Origin of the sequence: Stieleria tagensis, assembly GCF_024129865.1 — a bacterium.
GTDB lineage: Bacteria > Planctomycetota > Planctomycetia > Pirellulales > Pirellulaceae > Stieleria > Stieleria tagensis.
Genome location: NZ_JAMYFE010000004.1, coordinates 1 through 25,993, shown reverse-complemented (window position 1 = coordinate 25,993; position 25,993 = coordinate 1). Strand labels below are relative to the sequence as shown.

Genomic DNA, 25,993 nt, shown 5'->3' with positions numbered 1-25,993 from the left:
AACGTTGTCCTCGGTCTGAGCCCTCCGACCTCTCCTTCCGGTCTCGTTTTCTTTTTCGATTGTTGTCCTCGTGAAACCGTTTTTCTTTTTGATCGTTGGTCTGTGTGTTCCGTGGTTGACTGCTAGCTGCGTGGCACAGGACCTGGGGGAACAACCGGACGATGCCACGCTGGTCAAACTGACAGCGTCCAGCACTCAGGCGGGACACGCCGCCTATCACGCGATCGATGGAAATCTTGACACACGTTGGTGCGCTGATGGCGGTGATTACCCGCAGTCACTGCAACTGGAATTTGAGAACCCGACGCGTGTCAACAAGATTCAACTGGTTTGGGAGTTCACCGACCAATGGATGAAATACATCGTCGAAGGTTCACTCGATGGCCAGGCATGGTCGATGTTGTTGGACAACAGCCAGACCGATCGACCGCTGCCTGAATCTCAGCCGCTGCCGGATCCAGGCGAATTCCGCTACATCCGGATCACCGGATTGGCCTCCCAAGGCGGCTGGTGCAGTATCCGTGAACTGAAACTGGGCGGTGATTCGATCGGCACGCTGTGGCCGGCGGAATCCCGCGCCGGATCGGCTTTCGTGGCGCTGCAGTTGGATCCCTATGCGAACCAAGGAAACACCGTTCCTCGGATCGAACCGCTGTCGACCGATCAAGAAGCTCAGATCTTGAAGGACGTGAGAGTGCCGGACGGTTTTAAAGCGACCGTTTTTGCTGCGCCCCCAGCGGTTAACTACCCGGTCTTTGTCGCTGCCAGCGTGGATGGAACGCTGTACGTCAGCTCCGACGGAAACGGATCACTCGGCCGCGCCCCGGGACGGGGACGTGTGATTCGATTGCGTGACACAGACCATGACGGACACGCCGATGAAACCAAAGTGTTTTGCGAAGTCGATTCACCACGGGGATTGGTTTGGGACCGTGACCGGTTGTATTTGATGCACCCGCCCAACCTGAGTGTTTTCATCGACGAAGACGGTGATGGTGTCGCCGATCGGCAACAAACGCTGGTCAAGAACTTGGCGTTCGGTTTCGACAAACGTCCGGCCGATCACACCACCAACGGTGTCAGTTTGGGCGCGGACGGCTGGTTGTACATTGCCGGCGGTGATTTTGGTTTCATCGACGCGGAAGGTACCGACGGACGCAAGCTGACCCATCGTGGCGGCGGGGTGATTCGAGTCCGGCCCGATGGCAGTGATTTACAGCTGTATTCGACGGGCACACGAAACATTTTGGAGGTCGCCATCAGCCCCGAAATGGATCTGTTTGCCCGCGACAACACCAACGACGGCGGTGGCTGGGACGTACGGCTGCACCATCTAACAGGCATGGACGATCACGGCTATCCGCGTCTGTACAAGAACTTCAACGATGAATGTATTCAGCCACTAGCTGACTATGGCGGAGGATCAGGTTGTGGTGCAGTGTTTATCGACGAACCAGGATTTGGTGTCTGGAACGATGCCCCCTTCACCGCCGACTGGGGAACCGGTTCGTTGTATCGACACACCGTCTCGCCGATCGGATCGACGTTCCAAGAAACGGCGCCTCCGCAATCATTCATCAAAATGACCCGCCCTACCGACGCCGATGTGGACGGCAATAGCCGTGTCTATTGTGCCAGTTGGCGGGGGGCAACCTTTGACTGGAACGGCCCCGACGTCGGTTACATCGTTTGTGTTCAACCCAGCGAATTCCGGCCAGCACCGCTGCCTGATTTTGCCAGCGCCAGTGACGATCAACTCGTTGATTTGATGGGATCCCCCAGCTACCGTCGACGGATCGCAGCGCAGCGAGAACTGATGCACCGTGGTGAATCGGCGTGGCGACAATTGCTCCAGCAGAGCATTGATTCTCGCAGCGATCAACGCAATCTGTTGGACCAGTTGCAAACCACGGCGACCGACGCGGAGTGCATTGCCGCGTTGGATAGCGGCGATCCTGTGGTCGTGCACACGGCGATACGATGTCTCGCACAGCGCGCGGCGATCGATCCGTGCTTTGTTGCTCTGGACAACAACACCGCGCCCGCCAAACCAATCCTGCGGGCGTTGGCAATGATGCACGACCGGCGTGTGGTTGATGGATTGATCCAGCGATTGCCCACGGCGAATCCCTCGCAGCGGCGTGGACTGTTGGCGGCGTTGTGCCGATTGCATTTCCAGGAAGGTCAATGGAAAGGCGATTCCTGGGGCACCCGCCCGGATACACGTGGTCCGTATTATCAACCGGAATCGTGGAGTGAAACAGCGAAGATTCAGCAGACGCTGCAACAAGCATTGCAGGCGGCCGGTCCGAACGAGGAAGCGGATCTGATTCAGTTGATGCAGCAAAACCGAATTGAATCCGATGATGTGCTGGACCGCATGCTGCGGTTAGCGGACAGTGATGACCAATGGTTGGGGCCCGCCGTCGCTCGCCTGGCATCCATGAAACGCGTCCCGCCGCGCGCCATCGCGTTGCTACAGCAGGCCGTGCAAAAAGAGGGGCTGGATCCAGCTGTCCTTGCCAACGCAATCGTTGCCTTGACCAAAGTCGACGACAGCGGTGCAGCCGAATCAATGTTGATCGGTTTGACGAAGTTGCACGCTGTGTCCAATGCCATCGACACCCAGAAACTGGCCCGGCAGGCATTCGTTGATTCGCAGCAGCTGGAAAAATTTGTCCATTTGTTTGCGGAGACGTCGGCCGAAACATCAAGTCAATCGCCATCGGCGGGGCCGGGATTGTGGTCCGACGCAGCACTGTTGGCCATTGCCGCAAGATCCAATGCCAGCCCGGAAACACGCGAATCCGCTGCGAGCGCGATTGATCGCGGCTGGGACAATCCAAATCGCCGGATGCGATTGATGCTCGCAGCGGTCACACTGGACAATCACTTCCTAGACGACCGGATTTGGACAGCGTGCCAAAATTCCGATGGCAAAGTGGCTGAAGCGGCGACACGTGCTGCAAGACAATTGAAAATCCAAGCACCTGCGGTGGACGATTCCCCCCAGATTCAGTCGATGTCCGTTGAACAGGCAACCGATAGCGTCGCAGCGGCAACGGGTGACGTGACGATCGGGCAGAGAGTATTTGCCAAAGCAAACTGTGCGGCCTGCCACACGATCAGCAAGGATGAAGTTCAAAAAGGGCCGTTCTTGGGCAACATCGCAAAAACCTACAAGCGGCCTGAATTAGCCGCTGCGGTGATCCAACCGAGCAAGACGATCGCGCAGGGATTTGCGACCAACTCGATCTTAACCGTCGACGGAACCGTGCTCACAGGATTTGTCACCAGCGAGCAAAGTGACCGTGTGACGTTGCGAGACCAAACGGGCAAAGAATTCACCATCCTGTCTGACGACATTGAACTTCGAAAGGTGCTGCCGACATCGGTGATGCCCTCTGGACTACTGAACGAATTCAGCGTCCATGAGGTGGCATCGTTGCTCGATTACCTTCAGTCGCTGTCGCCATAGTCGGTGCGGAACGGAGACGCGGGCAGCCCGGATTGGTTGTAGAGATTGCAATCCGGATTGTTTGCCCAGCCATAGCGAACGGCCGTCGGCGATTTGATTGTCGCCGCAGAAACGACGACCGTATCCGCTTGGATTTCGGCATCCCCCCAGACAAACTTCTTATCGTCTGCTGCGATCGCAAACCCATTTAGTTTGTCCCCTTGGGCTACTAAGCCGGCGCCAATGCGATCGAATTTCAGATAGGCTTTGCCGTCTTTGAATTCGGCGGAGACAAACCGGGGGCCACCCGACACGACGTCTTGGTGATACGCGATTTCGAGTGCCGACAGTGCCAACCGACGTCCCACTTCTTGTTTGTTGCGGGGGTGGATATCGTCGGCTTGGCCGATGTCGATCGCCAGCGCCAAACCGACGTTCTGGTCGTTGCGTGCGGTCAACCACTGGGCCTCGCGCAATTCCGCCCAGCCCGATTCGACGGGCTGCTGTTGCGGCGCCATGAAATTGGCCAGCTGGACCACCAAAAACGGAAACTCCCCTTGGCCAAATCGAGCACGCCAATCGGCGATCATTGTCGGCAGCAAGGTGCGGTACTGCATTGAGCGTCCCGCATTCGATTCGCCTTGGTACCAGATTGCCCCGCGAATGCCGTAGGGAACCAGCGGCGCCAGCATGCCGTTGTACAAGACCGTCACAACGTTCGGATTGTTCTGCAACGGTTGCGGTGCGGTGGTCGTGTCTTTTAGCGCCGTGCTGACCTTGTAACTCCACTGTCCGGCCAGCGGCAACGTTTTTCCACCTTTGATTTCAAGTGACAACTGCTGGGGCTGGCCATGCATGCCTCCACCGCCGCCGGTGTCTAACACACGAATCGTGATCACATTGCGACCGGCCTGTAAAATGCCGCTGTCGATCGAGTAATTACGCTGGGCGTTCCAATCATTCATCGCGCCCACCATTTGACCGTTGACCCAGGTTGTGTCACGGTCGTCGATGCCGCCCAGGTGCAAGACCGCCGCTTTTCCGGCGTCTTCCTGAGATACGTCCACCGCTGTTTGGAACCAGACGATCCCATCAAAATCACTGAGGCCCTGCGATTCCCAGAGGCCCGGGACGTTCATTGATTTCCAATCACTTGCATCCACATCGGCGGCATTCCATGCCTGTTTCGAACCCGGATCGTTCTCGTTCCACCATTTCTGCATCAACTGGTTGAAATCCAGTTTGCCCGAACTCTGAGCAGCAATCACATTCTGCAGTGAGGTGACGGCAGGACGAAAGTCGTCCATCGTCATCAATGCTTCGGCGCTCGTCCAGGCTTCCGCGATCGTGCCACCCCAGGACGTGTGGACCAGTCCGATAGGGACATCCAGTTGTTGATCCAGTTCACGTCCAAAAAAGTAACCCACGGCACTGAACCCGCCGACCGTTTGCGGAGTGCACCGCTGCCATTGGCCGTCGACTGTCTGCTGCGGTGACGGGGAGACGCGTTTGGGGACGGTGAACAATCGAATCTGCGGATAATTCGCTTCTGCAATTTCCTGTCGCGCGTTGTTCGCGGCCTGTACGGGCCACTCCATATTGGATTGACCGGAACAAATCCAAACGTCGCCCACCAACACATCGTTCACCGAGACCGTTTCGGTGCCGGTGACTTGCAAGGTGTGTGGACCACCGGCAGTGAGTGGACCAACGGTTGCCATCCAGCGACCGTCATCGCCAGCGGTTGCGCTGGCCTGTTGGCCGGCGATTGAAACCGTGACAGTCTGACCCGGTTTGGACCAACCCCAGACCGGAGCTTTGATGTCACGTTGCAACACCATGTGATCGGTGAACAACGGATGCAAAAACGGCAGGGTGTCTGCGGCGGCAGATGTCACCGCCGTGGCGGCGATTACCAAGAAGCATGCGGTCGCAATCGACCGTCGAATCGTTTTCATTGGGATTCCATGGGGTGGAAAAATCGACCTGGACAGAGGATGGGTCTGCACGCAGCCCCATCCTGGAATCCATGATTCTAACCACCCGCCCCGCCGAGCTGCTTGCTTGCGTTGCCGATGCGCTATCGCTTTTGATTCAGTCTTTCTTCATGCCCAATCCGTCTTTGACGGTGTCGGTCACTGCCTGAACTTTCTCTTCGATCTGGGCCTTTTCAGCTTCGTCGCTGATGTAGTCACGCAATTCGATCAATTTTTCTTTGGCGGCGTTCAGGGTATTGGTGACGGATTCGGGAAGCTTCAACTTGCTGAGGTTGGTTTCGATCTTTTGGATCAAATCGTCCGCAGATTGTTTCAGCTTTTCTGGTTCGTCAACCATTCCTTTGAGCGCCGCAAATTCGTCCTTCAACGGACTCATGAATGCTTTGGCGTCTTCGCCAAGTTTGTTCAATGCATCGCCGGCATTTGCGGCAGCCTCTTTGGCGGCTTCCGTGGTGCTTGCGGCAGCAGCGGAAGCGGCTTCGCCAGCATCGTGGACGGCGGAGTCGACTGATTCGGTCGCCTTTTCACCGCACCCGGCCAGCGATCCAAATGCGACGCTAGTAGCCACAACCAATCCGAAAAACCGAAACTTCGTCTTCATCTTTAATGCCTGGGTCGAGGAACACTGGAATTCACGATCAAATCGTGAGAGACGCACATCTTAGAACCAAGCGAAAGCGTGACAAGTTTGCGGAGGCTCTTTGCCCCCCAAAATGTCGGGAACCAAACGATCGTGCCGGTTGGGTAGGCGAGGAAAGAAGGTGGGCCGCTGGCAGTCGATCAGTCAAGCTGATCGTGATGAAGACGGGTTGATTCCCCGCGTGCCCCTGGCGATAAGTCAGATCGAAAAATCAGGGATGTTGTCTGATCGAGTACGGCGAGCTCCTAAAAACCTAGTGATGACGCCCCCTAACTCTGTTGGCTGGCACCGGCTAACCCGCGAATTTCGTCGATCAACTGGACGATTTCGTGCTGGTGCTGGTCGAACGATTGACGGAGTTCCTGCAGATGGCCGCGCCGCGCGTGCTCGAGCATCTCTTGGATTTCCAGTGCCACCCCGTCGGCGTCGAACGTGCTGAGCATGCCTTTGAGCTTGTGCAAGGGTGCGGCGGCAGATTCACACTCCCCCTGGCCGAGACTGGATTCGATTTGTTCCAGCACTGCCGGACAATCCGGAGCGGTGATCGCAGCCATCTCGCACAACAGGTCGACGTCACCGTCAAGTCGCTCAATTGCGGCAGCAAAACGTTGCTTGATGTTGGATGTTCTATTCACCAATTCGCACTCCACTTTCTAGGCGTATGTCATAGGTTGCAATCCGATCTCGCAACTTGCCTCGCGTGATACCCAAAATCTCGGCAGCCTTGCTCTGATTCCCATCGGTCTCACGCAATACACGCAGTAGCAAATAGCGTTCCGCATAGGCGATTGTTTCGGCATACATGTCAGTCGAACGTTCTTGAAACAGTCGGTCCACGATGTCGGGCAATCCGCGACCGTTGGGTTCGGAAAGATTGGCAATCGGTTGCGGATCATCGGTCGGCAACGTACGCACGTCGGCGTCGGAATCTTCGACCAATTCAGGCATTTGGTCTGCGCGGATGGATTCAGGCAACAGGTCGGGTACCAGCACCGGCAGCACCGTGTCCAAAACACAACGGCGGACGACCGCGCGCAATTGGCGGACATTGCCCGGCCAGGAATGCCGCTTGAGCAACGAGACGGCTTCGGGCGAGACGCCTTCCAGATCCGGTTTGCTGAACTCGCTTTTGGCCTGACTTAAAAAATGCTGAATCAACATCGGAATGTCGTTTGGCCGATCACGCAGCGGCGGCAATTCAATCGTCACCGCGTTCAACCGATACAGCAGGTCTTCGCGAAAATCGCCATCGGCAACCATTTTTTCCAACGGACGGTTCGTCGCGGCAACAATCCGCACGTCGGTCTTCAATTCATTGTTGCCACCGATCCGTTCGAACCGCTGGTCTTGCAGCACACGCAACACCTTGGCTTGCACGATCGGCGCCATGTCACCGATCTCGTCCAGAAACAGCGTCCCGTTGTTGCACTGTTCGAACTTTCCGATGCGGCGCGAATCGGCGCCAGTGAAGGCGCCCTTTTCATGGCCAAACAACTCACTTTCGAGCAGGTTGTCCGGCAGGGCGGCACAGTTGACCGCCAAAAACGGGCCTTCGCTGCGGTGGCTATATTGATACAGCGCCCGAGCGACCAACTCTTTGCCGGTTCCGCTTTCACCGCGGATCAATACGGGAACGTCTTGCTTGCTGACACGACCGATTGCCTTGAAAACCTCCAACATCGGCGTGCTGCGACCGATGAACAGTTCCCCGGAGTCTTTGGCCAGATCTTCGTCGGCAACAATGGCAACCGGTACCGATGCCAGTTCGCGTTGCTGAATCGCTCGGGAGACGAGGGTGCGGAGGTGCTTGACCGCCAACGGCTTGGCCAAGTAATCGAACGCGCCCAACTGCATCGCTTCGATCGCCGTTTTACTGGCCGCTTCGACCGTCATGAAAATCACCGGCAATCTGCGATCAAGTTCATGAATTTCGCAAAAAACCGCCATCCCATGACGATCGGGCAGGACGATGTCCAACAGCACGGCATCAAAATGCCGCTTCGACGCGAGGTTCAATCCCTCCTCGGCTGTCGCCGCCGTCTCAATGTCGGCCACGCCGTCGAGCGCTTTGCGGACAAGCAAGAAGATGGACGGATCGTCATCAATGACTAATACGGTAGGCATGAGCTTTTCAGGGCGACTTGATGTTGTGCGACAGGCTAGTGAGGGGGATCAAACGTGCAGGTTCCAAGGTTATCGCAGGTGGTCGACGGTGCCAATCGGCTGACTTGTCGAGTGATCGGGTGTTCCGCACTGCCGCACGCGCATGTAGGCGAGGTGCTGTGCCGCGGTTCGGATATTGGTGATGTGGCGACGCAGGATCGCGGTGATGGCTGCGTCACTGACGTTGCCCGCAGCCGATTCATACGCCCGGCGAGTTCCTGACTCGGCATCCACCACCGAGTTGATTAACTCGCTTTTGCGACCACTGACGACTGCGGACTTGCAACGTTGCCACATCAATCTCAGTTGATTCAATTCGGTTGATGGCGAAGCGACGTTTATCGTGGTCCCGACAAGACGCTGAAGCTCGGCCGCTTGCCCGCTGCGCTGGACGCTGATTTGTTCAAATGCGTCGGCCAACACGGGGTCACTGACCCGGTGTCGCGCCCACTGATAAAAATCACGACTGTCGCGGTTGAGGTGAACCAATTGACAAAGCTCCGGTTGGTGGGGCTCCGGCTGGATGTTCACAGACTGGTCCTCCGCCGAGTTCCGCGCGTCGGGACTCGGGGACCCCGTGCGGGAGAATGACAGGCAACGAGTTGACGATAGCTTCCGCATGGATCAGGGGGGCAAGAGAGAACGAAAAATTCAACTCAAGCCGCGGGTGCACTTGGCGTGCCAATGATCACCACACCGGCTGGTGGTTGCCGCCGCTCTGATCTGCTGGCCGCTGGGCGACCAGGCTGGCTAAAAACACACCAGCCGCAGCAATCATTCCAGCGAGCAGCGCTTGGTTGGCGTGCCTGCCGCACGAATCACATCGCAATCAAGGTTCCGGTTGCTCTGAATTGCCAATCGCCCGACGCAGAAAACGCACAGAGTCTGAGATCAAGCCGAGTCAATTGGCACACGGGATGCGACGAAGTTGCTGAATGATCACTTGATCGAAAACGGGGTCCGTCAGAAGCGTTGCGTATAGAGCGCGGGGCGCGGCCACACACTTGGAGAAATATCGTGAACACCAGTCATACGAAACCTGACGTGGAACCTGAGCCCGCCAACGGCGGTAAGCCGTTTCGCAATTCCACGGTCGACGAACACCCTGCGGACAGTCGCCCCCTACAAGAAAAACTGCACGACCAAGCGGTCAATGAAGAACCGCACTTGGCAAAGGAAGTTCCCAGCAGCCCCTTCGTGATCGTGGCGTTCAGCTACCCTGTACTACTTGCACTGGCCATTCTATTGCTGGTTGTGGTCACGTGGTTGCTGAGATAGTCGGCAGGTAAACTGCGGGCCGTCGAAGGAGCTTTTTCGGAGCTCCCGTTTATCTCCTGTCCCGCTGCCTGCCCGCCTTCATGCTGACCAATCACGATTCATCACAACCCGGCCAGTACAGCGGAGGGACCTTTGTTGTCGGCATCGGCGCTTCGGCGGGAGGGGTGGAGTCACTCGAAGGCCTGTTCCGAAATTTGTCTCGCCACGACGACTGTGCCTATGTCGTCGTTCAACACCTGTCAGTGGATTTCAAAAGCCAACTGACACAGATTTTGCAGCGTTGGACTGACATCCCGATTCAAGCGATCCAGGACGGGACGCAAGTTCGTGGCGGAAACGTCTATGTCGCTCCAGCGGGCAAGCGGTTGATCGTTCACGAGGGACGCTTTCTCGTTAGCGACAAAGACCCCCGGGGTGTCTCGTTACCGATCGATGAATTCTTTCGCTCATTGGCCCAAGAAGTGGGCCGCTATGCCATCGCGGTGATCGTGTCAGGCACCGGGTCCGATGGAACATTGGGCGCTCAAAAGATTGCCGACAGTCAAGGGTTGGTGATCGCGCAGCTGCCTGAAACCGCCAGTTTCAAAGGCATGCCCGAAAGTCTGATCGCTTCTGGGGCGTCTGATCTGGAACTCAGCCCCGACGCAATTCCGTCTGCGATCGACCAATTCATCACCACCAATCTCTCAACCAGCGATCCAGCGGATCGGAACACTGGGCATCACAGTGGCAGTTTGGATTCCATCCTGCAGCAATTGGATGAACACTTTTCGATTGATTTCTCGCAATACAAACAAACCACCATCGAGCGGCGCATTCAGCGGCGGATGGGTTTCAAGCGTCTGGACGACTACGACCACTATGCGGCTCTATTGCGGCAAGACCCGACCGAACGCAAACGTTTGTATGACGATTTGCTGATCGGGGTCACAGCGTTTTTTCGCGACTCCACCGTGTTCGATTTACTTGGGAAAGAATACCTGCGTGAATTGATCCAGGATCTGCCGTCGGATCGTCAATTTCGGGCTTGGATCCCCGGCTGTGCCAGCGGCGAAGAAGCGTATTCGATTGCCATCGTGCTTCATGAGATTTTTGACGAACTTGGCCGCACGCCGAACGTCAAACTGTTCGCAACCGATCTGAATCGGCGTGCCATTCAAACCGCTAGCGCGGGGATCTATTCGGCCGCGGCGATGTCCGGCATTGATGACGTTCGAACCAAACGCTATTTCGAACGGACCCCCGGTGGATTCCAGGCAATTCATGAATTGCGGCAAATGCTGGTGTTCGCGGTCCACAACGTGGTCACAGACACTCCGTTCTTGCGATTGGACATGGTGTGCTGCCGAAATCTATTGATCTATCTGCAACCGTTCGTGCAGAAACGCTTGATTTCATTGTTCCATTTCAGCATGCGAAAAAACGCTTTGTTGGTCCTGGGAACCAGCGAAACGCCAGGCGAATTGGGCAGCGAATTTGAGGTCATCGATACCAATTGGCGCGTCTACAAAAAACGACAGCAATCATCGACGGCCAGAGCTTTGGCGATTTCGGAAACGTTGCGCAGCCCGCTCACGATTCCCGGCAGCGGACAACAGACGCCTTCTGAACCCACAGCACCGATTGAAACCAAAGGCCCGCTACTGGACCAGTTCATGCCGACCGGCATTCTGATCAATGGCAAACAAGAAGTGGTTCATTGTTATGGCGGCGCGGAGTCGTACCTGAGAATTCCAGCCGGCCGAGTGTCGCGTCAGATCACGGGTCTGGTGCTTGAATCACTGCGTCCGGCAATCAGTCGGGCGTTACAGCGGTTGGCCAATACGGATGCGTCGACGACCGCCGGTGGAACACTCGGCCCGATCCAGGATGGCCCAATCGAGAGTGGCCCCATTGAGAGTGGCCCGATCGATGCTGGCCTGTGTGATGTCGTCGTGACCGCTGAATCGGTCACAGCGGCCCCGGACTGGGTGTTTCTGCGGATTCAACCGGCAATTCATCCCACCGGCACTGCATCGGCGACCCATGCGGACCTAGCGGCCGGTTCGCCGGCGGGCGCGGAAACCAGTGCAGCAGACCGCTCGCCGGATCGACTCCACATCGTGGAGGAAGAACTGCAGATCACACGTCAGAATCTACAATCCACTATCGAAGAATTGGAAGCCGCCAATCAAGAGTTGCAATCCACCAACGAAGAATTGACGCTTAGCAACGAAGAACTGCAAAGCACCAACGAGGAACTTCACAGCGTCAACGAGGAACTGTTCACCGTCAACACGGACCACCAACGCAAGATCGGTGAACTGATCGAGGTCACCGACGATTTGAACCAGCTGTTGATCGGTACCGAAGTCGGTGTGATGTTTTTGGACGCGGACCTGCGAATCCGCCGATTCACGGAAAACATGACCACCGTCTTTGCACTGGTGCAGGAAGACATCGGCCGCAAAATCACCACGTTCAGTGGGCAATTTGGCGACGCAGATTTTGTCGGTGGTTTGCACCAGGTACAAGCAACGCGGCAATCAATCGAATACGAAGTCACCGGCAAAGACGATTCGAGGTTCCTAATACGGGTCTTGCCATATTCGACCATCGCCACGCCCGATTCGGAATTGCCGCAACTGATTGTCACCTTGGTCGATATCACGTCGATCAAACGCGAGAATGCCAAACGGCAGCGATTGCGAAAATTGATCGACCATTCCAGCGACTTCATCGTTTCCACCGACGGCAACGGGATCATTGAAACTTGGAATATTGGTGCGGAAAAGATGGTCGGTTTGAAACGTTCCGAAGCCACCGGCCGACACATCGTTGACGTACTGAAAGACAAGATTAGCGAACGCCCGTTTGAGGATTTTTTTGCAGCGGAATTAAAAGCCGAGCACGAGGAAATCACGAACTGGACGCTGCGAGAGACGGATCGGCAGGAAGCGTTGCGAGTGCATTGGCGCGCGTCATTGCAACACGATGAAAACGACCAAGTCGTGGCCGTTTCAATCATTGCCCACGATGTCAGCGAGATTGCTTCCGCCAATCGTCGGGTCGCTGCAAGCGAACGTGAGCTTCGGCAGGTGATGGAGAGCGTCACCGAAGCGATCATCGTCTTGGACAAACAGTGGCGATACACGTTTGTCAACGACGGGATGTGTGAAATGATGGGCATCAATCGTGACGATCTGTTGGGCAAACAGATCTGGGACGTTTTTCCCGACGCCCAGGGCACTGCTTTTGATGCCCAATTCCACGAATCGATGCGGACGGGAAAGACCATTCGTTTTGAAGAACACTATGCCGGAACGAATCGTTGGTACCAATGCTACTGTTTTCCCCACGAAGATCGTTTGACAGTCTTCTTTACCGATGTCACTGATTTACATCTCAGCAACGACCTGATTCGGCAACAGGCTGAAATGCTGGATCTGTCGCACGATGCCATCATCGCATGGGAATTAGGCGGCGGCATCTCGTTCTGGAATCGCGGTGCAGAACTGCTGTACGGATTTAGCCGCAGCGAAGTGATGGGGAAGGTGATTCATGATGTGCTGCGAACCGAGCATTCGGTGCCGCGCGATGAAATCACTGCGGCGATGTTGGAAAAGGGAGACTGGGAAGGTCGCGTGGTGCACTACACGCGTCAAAATCAACCGCTGGACATCGCATCCCGCCATCAGTTGATTCAACTCAATGCCGTCGGGCGACAAGTGGTCATGGAAATCAACCGTGACATGACCGAATACGATCAACTGTCCAGCCGTGTCGCCCAGTTGGCATCGATCGCAGATCTGACCACGGATTTTGTCGGTACGATCAACGCCGACGGCCAAATTCTGTATCTCAATCACGGGGCGGCTCGAATGCTGGACTATGATTCGCCCAAGCAGTTACAGGGAAAGCACATATCCGAGTTGCATTCCCCTGAAACCTATCGGGTGCTTCGCGATTTGGCGTTGCCAACGGCCGCCTCCGGCCAGGCCTACCAGTTCGAATCGGAATTGTTGACGAAAGCAGAAACGCCGCTCCCGATCAGCCAAGTGGTGATGGCACACACTGACGGCAATGACGTTGTCACTCACTATTCCACCATTGCACGCGACATTTCAGGACGCAAGACCTATGAACTGGAGCTCGAATCAATGCGTGATGCGGCCGAAGCCGCCAACCGTGCCAAGTCTGCGTTTTTGGCGCAGATGAGTCACGAGATTCGTACACCCATGACGGCGATCTTAGGTTGCAGCGAACAGTTGCAAGAGTCCGTTCGTCTGGAAGAAAATAAACAGCTCAGCCGTGTGATGGTCGAACAGGGGCATGCGTTGATGGCCATCTTGGACGACATTCTGGATCTGTCACGTATCGAAGCCGAAAAAATCGAATTGGAATTCCGCTACATCAACGTCGCCAAAGTGCTACGCGACTTGCACCGGTTGATGATGCCACGGGCCCAAGACACCGGGCTGGCGTTTGAGTTGGATTTACAGGGCGAATTTCCTGTTCGTTTTCATACCGACCCGGTTCGATTGCGACAAATCATCGTCAACTTGCTTAGCAATGCGTTCAAATTCACACCGCGAGGAAGTGTCACGTTACGGGCCTGTTGTCGTCATGAGACGGATGAATCCATGATTCAGATCGACGTTGTCGACACCGGTGTGGGCATCGCAGATGAAGGGCTTCAGGATGTCTTTGATGCCTTCACGCGGCTTCAGAATCCGAAAGCCAACGCGGCGGGAACCGGATTGGGATTGACCATCGCGCAACGTTTAACCAATCGACTTGGTGGCGAGTTAGAGGTCGAGAGCGCCGTCGGCAAAGGCACGACATTCTCAATCCGTTTGCCGGTTCCCCATCCACGTGACGCCGTCTACGCCGTTTTTTCCGAGCAGCGCGCCCACGCCACCGGAAACGATTCCACCGTCGAAGCCGAACAACACGAAAAGCTGCCGATTCATATTTTGGTTGCCGAGGACACACCGGCAATCCGTTTCTTGTTGTCACGGATTCTCAGTCCGGTCGTGCAAGATTTAACAATGGTCGAAAACGGACAACAAGCCGTCGATCTCGTCACCGATGATCAGACCGTTTCGATGGTGTTGATGGACATGCAGATGCCGGTGATGTCCGGTGTTGATGCCACTCGCGAAATTCGTCTTGCCGGCTACACCCTGCCGATCATCGCGCTGACCGCCGGCGCCATGGATGCCGACCGCAATCAGTGTCTAAAAGCCGGTTGCAACGAATTTCTAACCAAGCCGATCAACAAACGAAAGCTGTTGTCACTGATCGAGGAACTGGCGGAAACCGAGTCGGATTCGCACTGAATGCCAACCCGATTCATCCGCCACGATGCCATGTTCGTGTAGTACCGGCACCGTCGTCGCTGTTCGGCTAGACCAATAGTGTCAGCATCATGGTTGCAAATCCCAGCACCAAGAAAAAGCCGCACATGTCGGTGACCGTGGTCAACAGTGGACCGCTCGCGACGGCTGGGTCGACGCCCATCTTCTTTAGACACAAAGGAATCAAACCGCCGATGGAAACGGCGACCATTGTGTTGATCGTCAATGCACCACCGACCACCAGTCCCAGATACACGTTTCCGCTAAAGACAAGGGCCACGATCCCCACCAGTAGCCCCAGGATGGATCCGTTGATCAGCCCGACAGCGATTTCTTTGCTCCAGACACGAAAGAACTCACTGGGCCGAATCAGCCCTAATGAAAGTTCCCGCATACTGACCGCAACGGCTTGGTTGCCACTACAGCCACTCATGTCGCTGATGATTGGCAAGAAAACAGCGAGCGCGATCACCGATTGCAGCGTGTCTTGAAACGTCGCGATCACAGCCGCTGCGCCGATGTTCAAGACGATGTTGACACTCAACCAGCTCAATCGACGTCTGGAACGCAGCCACAACGGCATCGTCCGCAGTTCTTCCCCGCCGACAATCCCCTGGCTTTTCAAATAGTCGCTTTCGGCCGCACGAACGGATTCGTAATCAACCGCCTCACGCCGCACCACGCCTTGCAGAACCCCTTCGCTGTCAACGACGGGGACGCCCAAATAGGCATGTGATTCGAACAATTCGACCAGTTCGTCCAGTGGAGCGGAATCGGCGACCGAAACGGGATGATGAATCATCACATCGGAGATCGATGCCGATCGCCGTGCGAACAACAGGTTGTGCATTCGCAGCACACCGACCAGTCGCCCGGCATCATCACAAACGTAGCCATAACGAATGTCCATATCGTCGTGGCGTTGGTGATCGTGACTCAGTTGTTCGATGACCTGAGCGACTGACATGCGATCACTGAACCGCAGCAATTCGCAGATCATCAATCCGCCGGCGACGTCGTCGTTGTAGGCGGCTAGTTCGCGCGCCGCGGCAGCTTCCTCGGCCGGCAATTCATTCAGAATCGCCTGCAATTGGCTTTCATTCAAATCGCCCAGCACGTCGGCTTGTTCGTCGCTGGGCAACTCTTGGATGATCGCCGCCGCCGAGGCCGCTTCGAGCGATCCGATCAGCTGAGCCGCCTGGACCTCCGGCAAATGGCTTAGCAACTCCGCCGCATCGTTGGCGTGCAGTGTCTCCAGGACTTGGTGCGTTTCCTGGTCGTCCAGGTGGCTTAGTGCCAATGCCTGGTCGGCTGTCGACAGCTGCGAGACATAGTCATCGAGCGCATCGGCATCACCGCTGGTCGCTAGATCCAGCATTGTTCGCCAAGGTTGTTCTGTGTCTGGCGTTTCGGCGGGCGCCAGCGTTGCTGGCTGATTGTCATCCATTGTTTCAGGCAACCTTGGTGGACGCGGCATTGCGATCGGGCATCAATGCTTCCAGCGATTCCAGCGATTTGATATGCAAATCACGCTGCGGGAATGCGATCTCAATCTCCGCCTTCTTAAACTCTCTGGCAATGGCGTTGTTCAGGAAATTGACGACATTAACATACATTTCCCGTGTGGGGATAAAGACACGCAACTCGACGTCCAGAGTGCTGTCACCAAAGCCTTTAAAAAGCGTGCCCGGACCTGGTTCACGCATCACATAGGAGCATTCCCGTGCGATCCGCATCAAAATGGTTTCGACTTGCTTGATATCGGTGCCATAGGCGACACCGACCGGCAGCACGACACGGCTGATCGGATCGCTAAGCGTCCAGTTGATCACATTGTCGGTGATGAATTTTTTGTTGGGGACGATCAATTCGCGGCGGTCAAAATCGGTGATCGTCGTGGCGCGAATCTGCATCTTGGTGATGTTGCCGGTGATGTCGCCGACGGTCACCAGGTCACCCATTCGGATCGGGCGCTCAAACAAGATGATGATCCCGCTGACCAGGTTGGCAAAGATCTCCTGAAGCCCAAAACCTAGACCGACCGTCATCGCTGCGGCCAACCATTGCACACTGCTCCAGGACAATCGAATGATGTGGCAAGCCAGCAACAAGCCGGCCAAGGTGGCGGCGTAGCGGATTAAAATGGCCAGTGCTTGACGACCGCCCTGATCGACAGGCAATCGTTCCATCACGGTTAAATCCAATAGCCCCGGCAAGCGGCGGCCGATCATGATTGTCCCCATACAAATCATGATGGCTTTTAACAAATCCATCAGAGTTGTCGGCACGTTGTGGTCGACCATTTGCACGCTTTCGGTGCCATTGGTGGATGTCACGGCTTCGGCGACGGTTTCAATGTTCTGCCACAGTTGGACACGATCCAAAATGTGAAGCGCCGGCAGCACGTCGGCCCAAATGATCCAACCGCCGCAAATCATCATCGCCAGCGTCGCATAGCGCAACAGGTGTCGAAACTCGTGCCCGGCGGATTGATACGGCGGCAGCGGCTCGGTCGGTTCTGATTGCACGACCACGTTGGACATCGAAAGCGGCGAATCGACTTCGATCGGATCATTTTCCAAGGCTGCCTGTTCTTCAGCGGCTTGCTGCTGGCGAATCGCCTGGTTGTGGCTGGTCGCTTCCAACCAACACAGGGCAAGCGCATACATCAGGACGACACCAACAATCGCAGCTCCGGTTTCAGCCAGTCGCCCGGAAAGCTGGTAGGCCGAATAGTGGTAACCCAGAATCGATAGCACGGCAAATCCACCGGGTGCCGCCACCGCACCGCACCAGATCAATCGGCGGGCGCGAAACAGAAAGGCGTTGGGCGAACGGGCCGCGATGGAGTTCATTAGACTGCCGTTTGGCATCAACAACACGCCGATTTGGAACACAAACAGCGACACCGACAGGATGAACAGCAGGCGATGCAAGCTGACGGTTTCGGCCAATTCACCAAAGTGCGCGAGTTGCAGCAAGGCGATTAGGGGCGTCCCAAACAAAAACGTAGCTCGCAACGTTCGTCGCAGCGAGCGCGTCGCCGCTTCGGGCCATTGGAACAGGGTTTCGGCGATCCCGCCGACCCGGGCAATCTCGCGTAAAAATTCGCAGCTCCAGACCAACACCACGGTGGTCAAACAGGCATCGCCCACGGATTGAGTCCAGGGTGTGGCGTCGGCAGCGGTTTTCAATCGATAGCCGAATGCCAGCAGCAACACCGGCCAGCGCCCGGCGATCAAAAACGTGATTGCAAACGCTGAAACGTAGCGGCCGAAACTTGCCTGTTCCCCGGCGGCTGGTCGTTCGGCCAAGTCACGCTGAATCGAAAGCAATTTGGCGCGGAACAGCATGATCAGCGCAAACAATGCCAGTACGCCCAATCCGATCGCAGGGCGGCGGGCGATATCACCACAAGCGACGCGCGCCACTTCGTTCCATCGCGACTTGCCCAACAGGACTCCCATACCGGTCGTCGCTTGTTGGAAATCATCGCCATTGAGCATGTCGTCACTGCGCATCCACAGGATTCGCTGGTCCAGGAACTGACGAAATGCCGTCACTTCTTTTTGCAGCGTCTGATTGGCAAAATCCAAGTCATTCAAATCTTGCAGGTAGGTTCCCTGATCGGGAATCGCATTGGTCAACAGCACCCGGCGGTCTTCCAACAGTCGGGCGACCACACGGCTGACCTGGTCGGTTTCAAATCTGTTTCTCAGATCGGCTGATTCGTCGATCATTTTTTGCGCCAGCTCGTCTGGGTCGACGCTTTCCCGTTGCAGTTTTTTCCACTCCATCAATTGCAGATGCACACGCGGCATTTCTTCTTTGACGAATGCATCGCGCTGATAGAACTCTTGGGTGTCTGGCAGTTCGCTACGTTTTTTTCGCAGCAGCACCCCGGTTGATGACGTGGCGCCGGCGTATTCGACCTTTTGCCGCAGGTCTTCGAATTCTTCGGCAAGCGTTTTCGACAGGTCGGTCAACGTTTTGACTTGGCGACCGATTTTTTGGATCCCCGACGCGGTGTGAATCCGCGCTTCGGCGATCGCGGTGTTGCCTTCGGCCAACGAGCGCAGCGCCGGGTGCGCTTGTTCAGCCGTCCGCCTGGCAACTTCCGCCTGGCGCTGTGATTCATCTTTGCGCCATGCTTCAACGGCGGACTGAAATGCCGCCAACTGCTTGCTCTGTTCTTTCAGATCGCGTTGGACAACGCCCGTTTGCAACGACAACAATTCGGTAGCGGCTTCTAAATATCGGCGTTCCGATTGCAGGCGTTCGCGTAGTTGCAGCTGATGACTGAGCCGTGCTGCCTGTTCAAACCATTTGGTCCGTGCTTCGACATCGACCGGTGCGACGGGGGTTAGCTGCTCGCGGTTCGTCGCAATCCGCTTTTGTAGTTCGATGACTTCCTTGGCGATGTCCTGCAACCGCGCCGGCCGCCCGTCAGATTCCTTTTTCTTGGCAGCCAAGTCGACTTCCAAGGCTTCGACATGCTGTTTCAGTTGCACCAACTGTGACTCCAATTGAGCGACGGTTGGATCGGCCGGCAGTGAGATTTCCGCGGCTTGAGCGGGCGCAGCCAGATTGGACCGCAATTTAGCAAGCGTTTCTGGGATCGCCTTGGATTGGCTTTCAAAACTGGCGCGCCGGGCGATTTCTTCGTCGGCGGTCGAAAGCAGCGCAAGGGCCTTGGTTAGCCTAGCTTCACATTCGGGTTGCTGGGTTTCTGACAAGCCCGCCGATGCGATCGCTGATTGTTCTTTTTCGACCAGCTGCTTGGAGATTGCGATCGGAGTTTCGTCCGGTGTCGGACTGGCTCGATCCGTAAACGACGCGGCGACGACGCCATTTTGGGAAACGGCTTCCTGGCTACCAGCGATGCTGGAAAACAACAAAATGGCAGGCAAAAATGCTAGCCAACGGCGAGTGATCACGGGACAAGCTGGCGGTTGAGAGAGGGGAACAAAGTTCAACCGATGAACTACGCGATCTGCATTCGGAGCGTCAACAGGATCTGGGCCCGGCTGATACCGAATCGGCTGCCCCACCGCGGATTTTTGCGGCGTTTTTCGGCAATCATTTGCCTGGATTGGCAAACAATTCTGGCGGTTCCGCGGGGGGATCGTTGAAGTGACCTTGGCTAACTGGCTGGGGGCGTGTAGCTTGTCCCGTTAACGATATGCAAATTCAATGACAAATGGTCGGAACGGATCGAGAAGCGTGGCTTTAATCCGCAGACGTGTTCTGACTTGTATGAGAACCAAACCTGAGCTGAGTTCTCCACCTTCTCGCCCCGGTGAACGTAACGATTCACCCTCTGCTGCCAACGCTCGGTCACTTGGACCCGCCCACCAGCGTTAGATTGACACATACAACCTTATCTCGCGATCGCAGTCAGCCCGCACTTTGACCGGCTGATGCATCCGATGACAACCTACCCCGCGTGTCGGGTCGGCTCCGTGAACGTTTCACTGAAGCCTATCAGGCACAACTATTTTGAAGAGTTTTGGATAGAAGAAATGGAACAAGGCACCATCAAACGTATTACCGACAAAGGATTCGGTTTTATCTCGACTTCGGATTCCCGCAACGACCTGTTCTTTCACAGCTCCGCTGTGGAAGGCGTTCAGTTCAACGACCTGCGTGAAGGCCAGGAAGTAACTTACAACGTCGGGCAAGGCCCCAAAGGACCGCGCGCCGAAAACGTTCAACTGATCGAAAACTAGTTGCGTTTGCCCGAGCGATCGGGGTTTTACGTTTCAGGCTCGCTGCGTGTGCTCGGTCATTCGGAGCGCTCCAGCAGCCAGTTCCACACCGCCAGATTTTCGCCTTCTGACTCGCCGAGCGCTGTCAGATCGGTCGGAGATTCTGGAGTTGATTCAAACGGAGTTTCGGCGCGAAAGCCCCAAAGCTCTGCTCGGCCATCGGTCACTCGATAGCCAAAGGGTTTGTGGCCGACCGGTTCGGTCGGCCCCAAATCACCCACCGATTGGTCGGCCGATAATTGCCCCAGTGTATCCGGCCAGCGACCGTGGCGTTTCTCATACAGCCGCAACCCAATCGCTAGTTTGACCAGTCGCGTTGACATGGTGGATCGGACAATGGCGTTGCCATAGGCGGCCAATGCCGGAGCGGTCAATTCCGTCATCAGCGTTTCGTACTGATTCAGCCAATTGGCCTCTGCCCGTTGAGCCTGGAAATCGGCGTCCAACGCAACGATCTCGTGATAGAACGAATTCAGATCGTCGGTCGGAATCGATTCTGCACGCTGCATGTAATCCAACGACGCCAATGCATCGAGCGGTCGTTGATTTAGATTCATCGAATGTGTCGCCCGTGGATCAGACAGCCGCTGGACGTTGTCGAACATCGGCTGCGACATCGCCCTTTCGCCGATGATCGCAATCCGGTATCCGGATCCAAAGTCATCCAGCGCCCGGTATTGTGTCAACAGTGCCGACAATTGCTCGCCGTCGAGAAGGTCCAGTTCGATCGCTTGTTTGCTGTACTGGACTGTGATCCCGACGATCGCAATTCGGACCAATTGGGACACCAACACCGGTTCTTTCTCAAGTGATCTGGCGACCCCAATCATCGCCACTAGCGAATCAAAGACCTGATCGTGATCGTCGCGACGGATCGCATCTTCCAATTCCAATGACAGCAGACGGACCGCCGTACGCGTGGCTTGGATGTATGGCAGTAGGGTATTGAAGGAGTCAAAATCGGCTTTCGTCCAGATGGCGCCGCTGCCTTCGACGATTTGATGGAGTTCCTTTAGCAGGTCCGAGTGTTCGGCCAAGAACACTTGGACTTGCCGATCGTAAGGATAGGGTTGACCGGGAACAAAGGCGACTTCGTCCTCCGGGGTACCCAGGATCGGGATCTCGCGGCAAGCCGTTTTAAATTCAGCTGCTTCCAGCTGATCCAAGAGCTTCATCCAACGCTCGGAACGCTGATGATCCATCTGTGCCGAGCGATATTCCATCATCGTCTGGTCATCGATTGGCAATCCCCGCGCGACGATTTCGTCACGGCGTTGATGAAGGGTTGAAAACGCATTTGAACGCCGCGCCATCCACCAGGTCAGCGGGCCTCCGCACAGCACGATTGGGACCCCAATCAACAACACCGCCATCAAAATCCATGCGCGAGAGGTCGTCGAAGTTTCCGTGATTGGCATTGAATCGGTGGGGCGAGCGGAAGGCGGGTAAGAATCGTTGGAACCGAGTCCCACTTTGTCAAAGTTCGATCTTTGGGCAGGACGGGCTTCCAAGTCCGTCGAAATCGTACACAGGTCAACCGTAAATTTATGCTTTGGCGCACTACTAATGGGACTCCAACGATTCGACGCGGCGTAGCCAAACCAATGACCCGTTGTCACCAAATTTCGATTGGGTACCAAAGTCAGCGATATACAGGCTGCCTGTCGATTCGTCCTGGGTGATGTCCAGCGGTCCTCGCAACTGCAATTTACCCGTCGGACTGCGTAATTTGTCGATTCGCTCTGGCAATCCGTCCGCTCCCAATGCGATCGCTGCAATGTCACCAGCGGAATAGAAACAACACAGGATCCTCGTTTTCAGCGGGTGTTTGAATGTCGGTCGATATTCGATCATGCCATTCGGGCTGGTGCCGCCCCACTGCCAGATCGGGTACATCAATTCTGGGGCAAACCCCGCTTCGGGCTTGGTACCGACCGGATAATCCGTGATCTCGAACGGGTCTTCGCCGTTGGTCGGATTGCCACCGGCCAAGACATAATTGCCGATCGACGGGTTAGGAAACCCATAGTGCCGTCCACGCTGCAGGATGTACAAACTTTCGTGGTCCGGGGTGACTTGCTTGATCAACTCGTTTTGGTCGCCGGGCAACTCCGGATCGTCGGGCACGCCGTCGCTACGTTTACCACGGTCATTGATGTTCACCGCCGTGTAGAGTCTGCCGTTGGAATGGGCAATGATTTCCAAGGCGTTACGGATTCCAGTGGCAAACCGTTTCACGACCGCGCCGGAGGCATCGGGGTCGTATCGTTCGCCACCTGGATACACGTCGACTGTCTCGCCACCAATTTTTTGGTAATCGATTTCCAGAATACACGCCGACAGCGGTTGCTCGGGAATTCCCCAATTCGGCGGTCCCCCGGAACTGCTGGTCGATCCAACCGATTGATAGAGCATCCCATCGACGAAACATAATCCGTTGGGTTGATGCGGAAGCGTCTCGTGACCTCCCTGGACTTCGCGTCCATGGGGCAGCCCTTTTACGACGACTTGGTAGTCGATGATCTGGTCACCGCGGATTTTCAGGCGAGCGATTTGCCCGCTGAAGTGATGGCGGGGATCGGCTGGGTCGGACAGTCGTTCGGCATAGCTGACCCACAGTTCCAAATTTTCAGCGGTCGACGCAGGATGAAATTCCAAATCAATGAATTGACGACTTGTCGTAGGATCATGAAACAGCACGCGGCGGTTGCTCGGGCGACCCTCGGCATCAAGATCCCAACAAAGGATTTCACCGAATGCGCTGGCCGCATACAAGCGACGGTCGGGGCCAACGACGACCGTGGTCATCGACCGTGTCGAGTCAAACGGTTCCGCGATGAAATCGAGGCCCCCACCGGTACTCTCCGTCGCCGCCGTCGTTCGAAAGACGATTTGAAACGGATCGACAGCAGAACCATCGCGGGCCCGCAATCCGGTCGAGGCGACCAAGCGATAGAGCTGATCGGGTTCCAGAAATTGCTCGGGAGAGATCGTGATCGATGCGCCAGTGAGATCCGTGGAAGACCTGATCTTGACCTCTGATTCACTTCCCGCCGTTTGGCAGGTCAAATGAATCTCCGCCAATGTGGCCACGTCAATCGCATCGCTGAATCTTAGGTGCAGCGAACTCGATGTTGACACCTCTGTGACCCCGTCAGCCGGATGACTGGCCGCCAGCCGCACTGGCGCTTCTGCTACACAAGATCGAAGTGATCCCGCAACGAACCAGAGCAAAAGAAAGCAAACGAATAGAGTCGGAGTGCGCATGAATGATGCCGCTCGCCAGAAAGTGTGAGAGTCAAATGCGATTTGTGCCCACGCACAGAATACCATTTGACGACCGGCAGGGAGCCTATCGAAGCGACGCGGTGTCGCCAAAGCATCAACGATCAATTGCCTTGAAAACGGCCTGAAAATTGATTTGTTTTAGGGGCTTCCCAAATTTGGAATTCTGCCCAAACTGGATAATGGTCGGAAACCTTCAAGGCATCGTCGGCGGAAAGCCCGAGAATGCGTTGCAGATCATAGACCCCCCAACGCCCGGTGAATTCGGCCGTTGATTGCGCATGAAACAAGATGTTGTCATAAGCTTTGGTCTGCCGCGTGTTGGTCATCACGCCGTGTACCGCCCAGGAGATTCCTGGGACCTGCCCGAGTGGACCGAGTTGAGATTCGCTGGCGTTCAAATCACCCAACAGAATCACGTCGTCTTCATCAGCACGCGCCGTTTGCATGATCTTGAAAACGTCTGCCAGCGCGGCGACCTCCTCGGGAACTTCATCCGGGTCGGTGTGTGTGTTGACCATCCAAAACGTAAACGCGTGTTGTGGTGAATTTGTGCGGGCGCGAAATCGTGCAGCATAGGGTTCGCGGTGCAACAAATCGGTCGGATCCGAAATCGTTCCGACCGCCGACGGATCGTATTCGACACGTGAGGTGTCAAAAACGAATGCATACTGTTCGGTACTGACCGTCCGCCCCAACCGTGGTCCGACTAAATAGTTGTATTGGCCGCCGTTCGCGTTGACCGCGGCAACCAAATCCGGAATCACATTGTCATCTTTGGCGCGGACTTCTTGAATTGCGACGATGTCAAATTGTCGAATCACGTGCGCAAGGACATTCACAACGTCCGGTTTGGACATCTTGCTTTGTCCCAGCACTTGAATGTTGTAGCTGGCGATCAGCAGGCTGCCGGCGGGACGATTCGACGCTCCCGGCGAGGCTGTGTTGAGCGGTGCGGAGGCCAATTTTGCATCGGTTGATCCATACCGAGATTGCAGCTGCGATGTGATGCGATCGCTCAAACCGCCGATGGCTCCCGGCCCAACGTTCGCCCCCGCCGCGGGTTGCCCGTCCGGTCCCGTTGCCGCGCTACCGGATCCTTTGCCGACCGCCAATACCTGCTGAACGATGGGACCGATCAGCGGCCAATCGGGATTCAGGTAGCCGCCCAGACCGCTGCTCGAGAGCAGTGTGACAAAAACCCATGTGAACATGGGAGAGCGGGACTTTTTGCGTGCCATGCCAGGCCTCCATGCCTGTGATCGCGCGTGCCGATAGATTCAGCGATCGCTTAGGTTTGCGTGACTGCGAGCGCTTCGCCGGCCAGACGTGAAAGCCGGGCGTCCGAATCAGCCGCTGCCAGACGCAGTGCCTGCAAAGCGGTGTCGGATCTAGCTTCGATCTTTCCAAGTGCCCACACCGCGCGCTGCCGCACATTGATCTCGGTCGATGTGGTGACGAGACTGGCCAACGCATCCTGGTGATCGCGCGCGGCGACCCCACAGCGTCCGACCAATGTGATTGCCCAGTAGGCCACTTCAGATTGATCGGATGTCATCAGTTCGGCCACGCTGGCCAGTGTCTCAGCCGGTGGTGGCCCCATATCTTCCAATGCCGCGACAGCAAATTGTGCCACGGCTTCGTCGTCGCCACAGGCCTGGACTAATTCGACTGCCGCAAAACCAGCATCGGGCCCCATTTGGCTGAGCGATTCGGCTGCCTCGGCGCGCTGCCCGGCGTCGCCGCTGCGCAAGTTTTGCTGTTCGTCCATGATCTACAAAAGTCCTTGTCAAAAAAACCGAGAGAGGCTTGGTGATTAGACGATTTGTGCCGCCGCCGCAATAGAAATCAGAACAGCCCGCGATGTGCGCAAGCCGATCCGATGCGTTGGGCATTGTTCTTTGGTAACCCGACGCGTCAGTTTAGGAGCCAGCACTTTTACAATTCACTCTCCCGCCCCGCGAGGTCATGCAGCTTCGCTCACGGCTCAACAGGGTGGGGGTTTGCAGGGTGAGGTTGAACAATCGCCTCATGTTTTGAGCTGACACGAACAGGCCTGTCTCCGC

15 protein-coding genes are annotated in these 25,993 nt (G+C 56.1%); 4 read left to right on the top strand and 11 right to left on the bottom strand.

The annotated features are described in order from the left end of the window. The first annotated feature begins 70 nt into the window (after positions 1-70). Entirely contained in the window at positions 71-3,478 is a 3,408-nt protein-coding gene (locus NHH03_RS00105; RefSeq protein ID WP_253153552.1) for a DUF7133 domain-containing protein, read from the top strand. Here NHH03_RS00105 and NHH03_RS00100 read toward each other — a convergent pair. The 5 genes from NHH03_RS00100 to NHH03_RS00080 all read right to left on the bottom strand — a co-directional run bounded on the left by NHH03_RS00100 (position 3,460) and on the right by NHH03_RS00080 (position 8,788). Then, positions 3,460-5,415: a sialate O-acetylesterase gene (locus NHH03_RS00100; protein WP_253153551.1), complete on the bottom strand. Its 1,956-nt coding sequence runs from the start codon at positions 5,413-5,415 to the stop codon at positions 3,460-3,462. The genes NHH03_RS00105 and NHH03_RS00100 overlap by 19 nt on opposite strands. Positions 5,416-5,551: 136 nt before the next feature. Beyond that, positions 5,552-6,055, bottom strand: a complete 504-nt coding sequence (locus NHH03_RS00095) for a hypothetical protein (protein WP_253153550.1) — start codon at positions 6,053-6,055, stop codon at positions 5,552-5,554. A 308-nt stretch (positions 6,056-6,363) separates the two neighbouring features. Next, positions 6,364-6,729 (bottom strand): Hpt domain-containing protein, encoded by a 366-nt coding sequence (locus tag NHH03_RS00090; RefSeq protein WP_253153549.1) that lies wholly within the window; start codon positions 6,727-6,729, stop codon positions 6,364-6,366. Beyond that, entirely contained in the window at positions 6,722-8,218 is a 1,497-nt protein-coding gene (locus NHH03_RS00085; protein ID WP_253153548.1) for a sigma-54-dependent transcriptional regulator, read from the bottom strand. Before NHH03_RS00085 ends, NHH03_RS00090 begins: the two co-directional genes overlap by 8 nt. A gap of 69 nt (positions 8,219-8,287) precedes the next feature. Then, positions 8,288-8,788 carry a DUF2383 domain-containing protein gene (locus NHH03_RS00080; protein ID WP_253153547.1) on the bottom strand — a complete coding sequence of 167 codons (501 nt, stop codon included), beginning with the start codon at positions 8,786-8,788 and terminating at the stop codon, positions 8,288-8,290. A gap of 513 nt (positions 8,789-9,301) precedes the next feature. On the opposite strand from NHH03_RS00080, the gene NHH03_RS00075 reads away from it, so the two are divergent. Both NHH03_RS00075 and NHH03_RS00070 read left to right on the top strand, forming a co-directional pair. Continuing rightward, positions 9,302-9,535, top strand: a complete 234-nt coding sequence (locus NHH03_RS00075) for a hypothetical protein (protein ID WP_253153546.1) — start codon at positions 9,302-9,304, stop codon at positions 9,533-9,535. Between the two features lie 80 nt (positions 9,536-9,615). Next, entirely contained in the window at positions 9,616-14,856 is a 5,241-nt protein-coding gene (locus tag NHH03_RS00070; RefSeq protein ID WP_253153545.1) for a chemotaxis protein CheB, read from the top strand. A 67-nt stretch (positions 14,857-14,923) separates the two neighbouring features. Here the strand turns inward: NHH03_RS00070 and mgtE are convergent, their stop codons facing one another. Next, on the bottom strand, positions 14,924-16,321 hold the full coding sequence (gene mgtE / locus NHH03_RS00065; RefSeq protein ID WP_253153544.1) for a magnesium transporter: 1,398 nt from the start codon (positions 16,319-16,321) through the stop codon (positions 14,924-14,926). 4 nt (positions 16,322-16,325) lie between these two features. Continuing rightward, on the bottom strand, positions 16,326-19,784 hold the full coding sequence (locus NHH03_RS00060; protein ID WP_253153543.1) for a mechanosensitive ion channel domain-containing protein: 3,459 nt from the start codon (positions 19,782-19,784) through the stop codon (positions 16,326-16,328). A gap of 519 nt (positions 19,785-20,303) precedes the next feature. Here NHH03_RS00060 and NHH03_RS00055 point away from each other — a divergent pair. After that, positions 20,304-20,603 (top strand): cold-shock protein, encoded by a 300-nt coding sequence (locus NHH03_RS00055; protein ID WP_449338817.1) that lies wholly within the window; start codon positions 20,304-20,306, stop codon positions 20,601-20,603. Positions 20,604-20,659: 56 nt separating this feature from the next. Here NHH03_RS00055 and NHH03_RS00050 read toward each other — a convergent pair whose 3' ends face one another. From NHH03_RS00050 to NHH03_RS00035, 4 genes are all read right to left on the bottom strand, one after another. Further along, the gene (locus NHH03_RS00050; protein WP_253153542.1) at positions 20,660-22,060 is read right to left on the bottom strand and encodes a hypothetical protein; all 1,401 of its coding nucleotides are present in this window, start codon (positions 22,058-22,060) and stop codon (positions 20,660-20,662) included. 145 nt (positions 22,061-22,205) lie between these two features. Then, a complete protein-coding gene (locus tag NHH03_RS00045) occupies positions 22,206-23,909 on the bottom strand; it encodes an Ig-like domain-containing protein (RefSeq protein WP_261363988.1) in 1,704 nt (567 codons plus the stop codon). A gap of 122 nt (positions 23,910-24,031) precedes the next feature. Then, entirely contained in the window at positions 24,032-25,168 is a 1,137-nt protein-coding gene (locus NHH03_RS00040; protein ID WP_253153539.1) for an endonuclease/exonuclease/phosphatase family protein, read from the bottom strand. Positions 25,169-25,218: 50 nt separating this feature from the next. Then, the gene (locus tag NHH03_RS00035; protein ID WP_253153538.1) at positions 25,219-25,698 is read right to left on the bottom strand and encodes a HEAT repeat domain-containing protein; all 480 of its coding nucleotides are present in this window, start codon (positions 25,696-25,698) and stop codon (positions 25,219-25,221) included. Between the last annotated feature and the right edge of the window lie 295 nt (positions 25,699-25,993).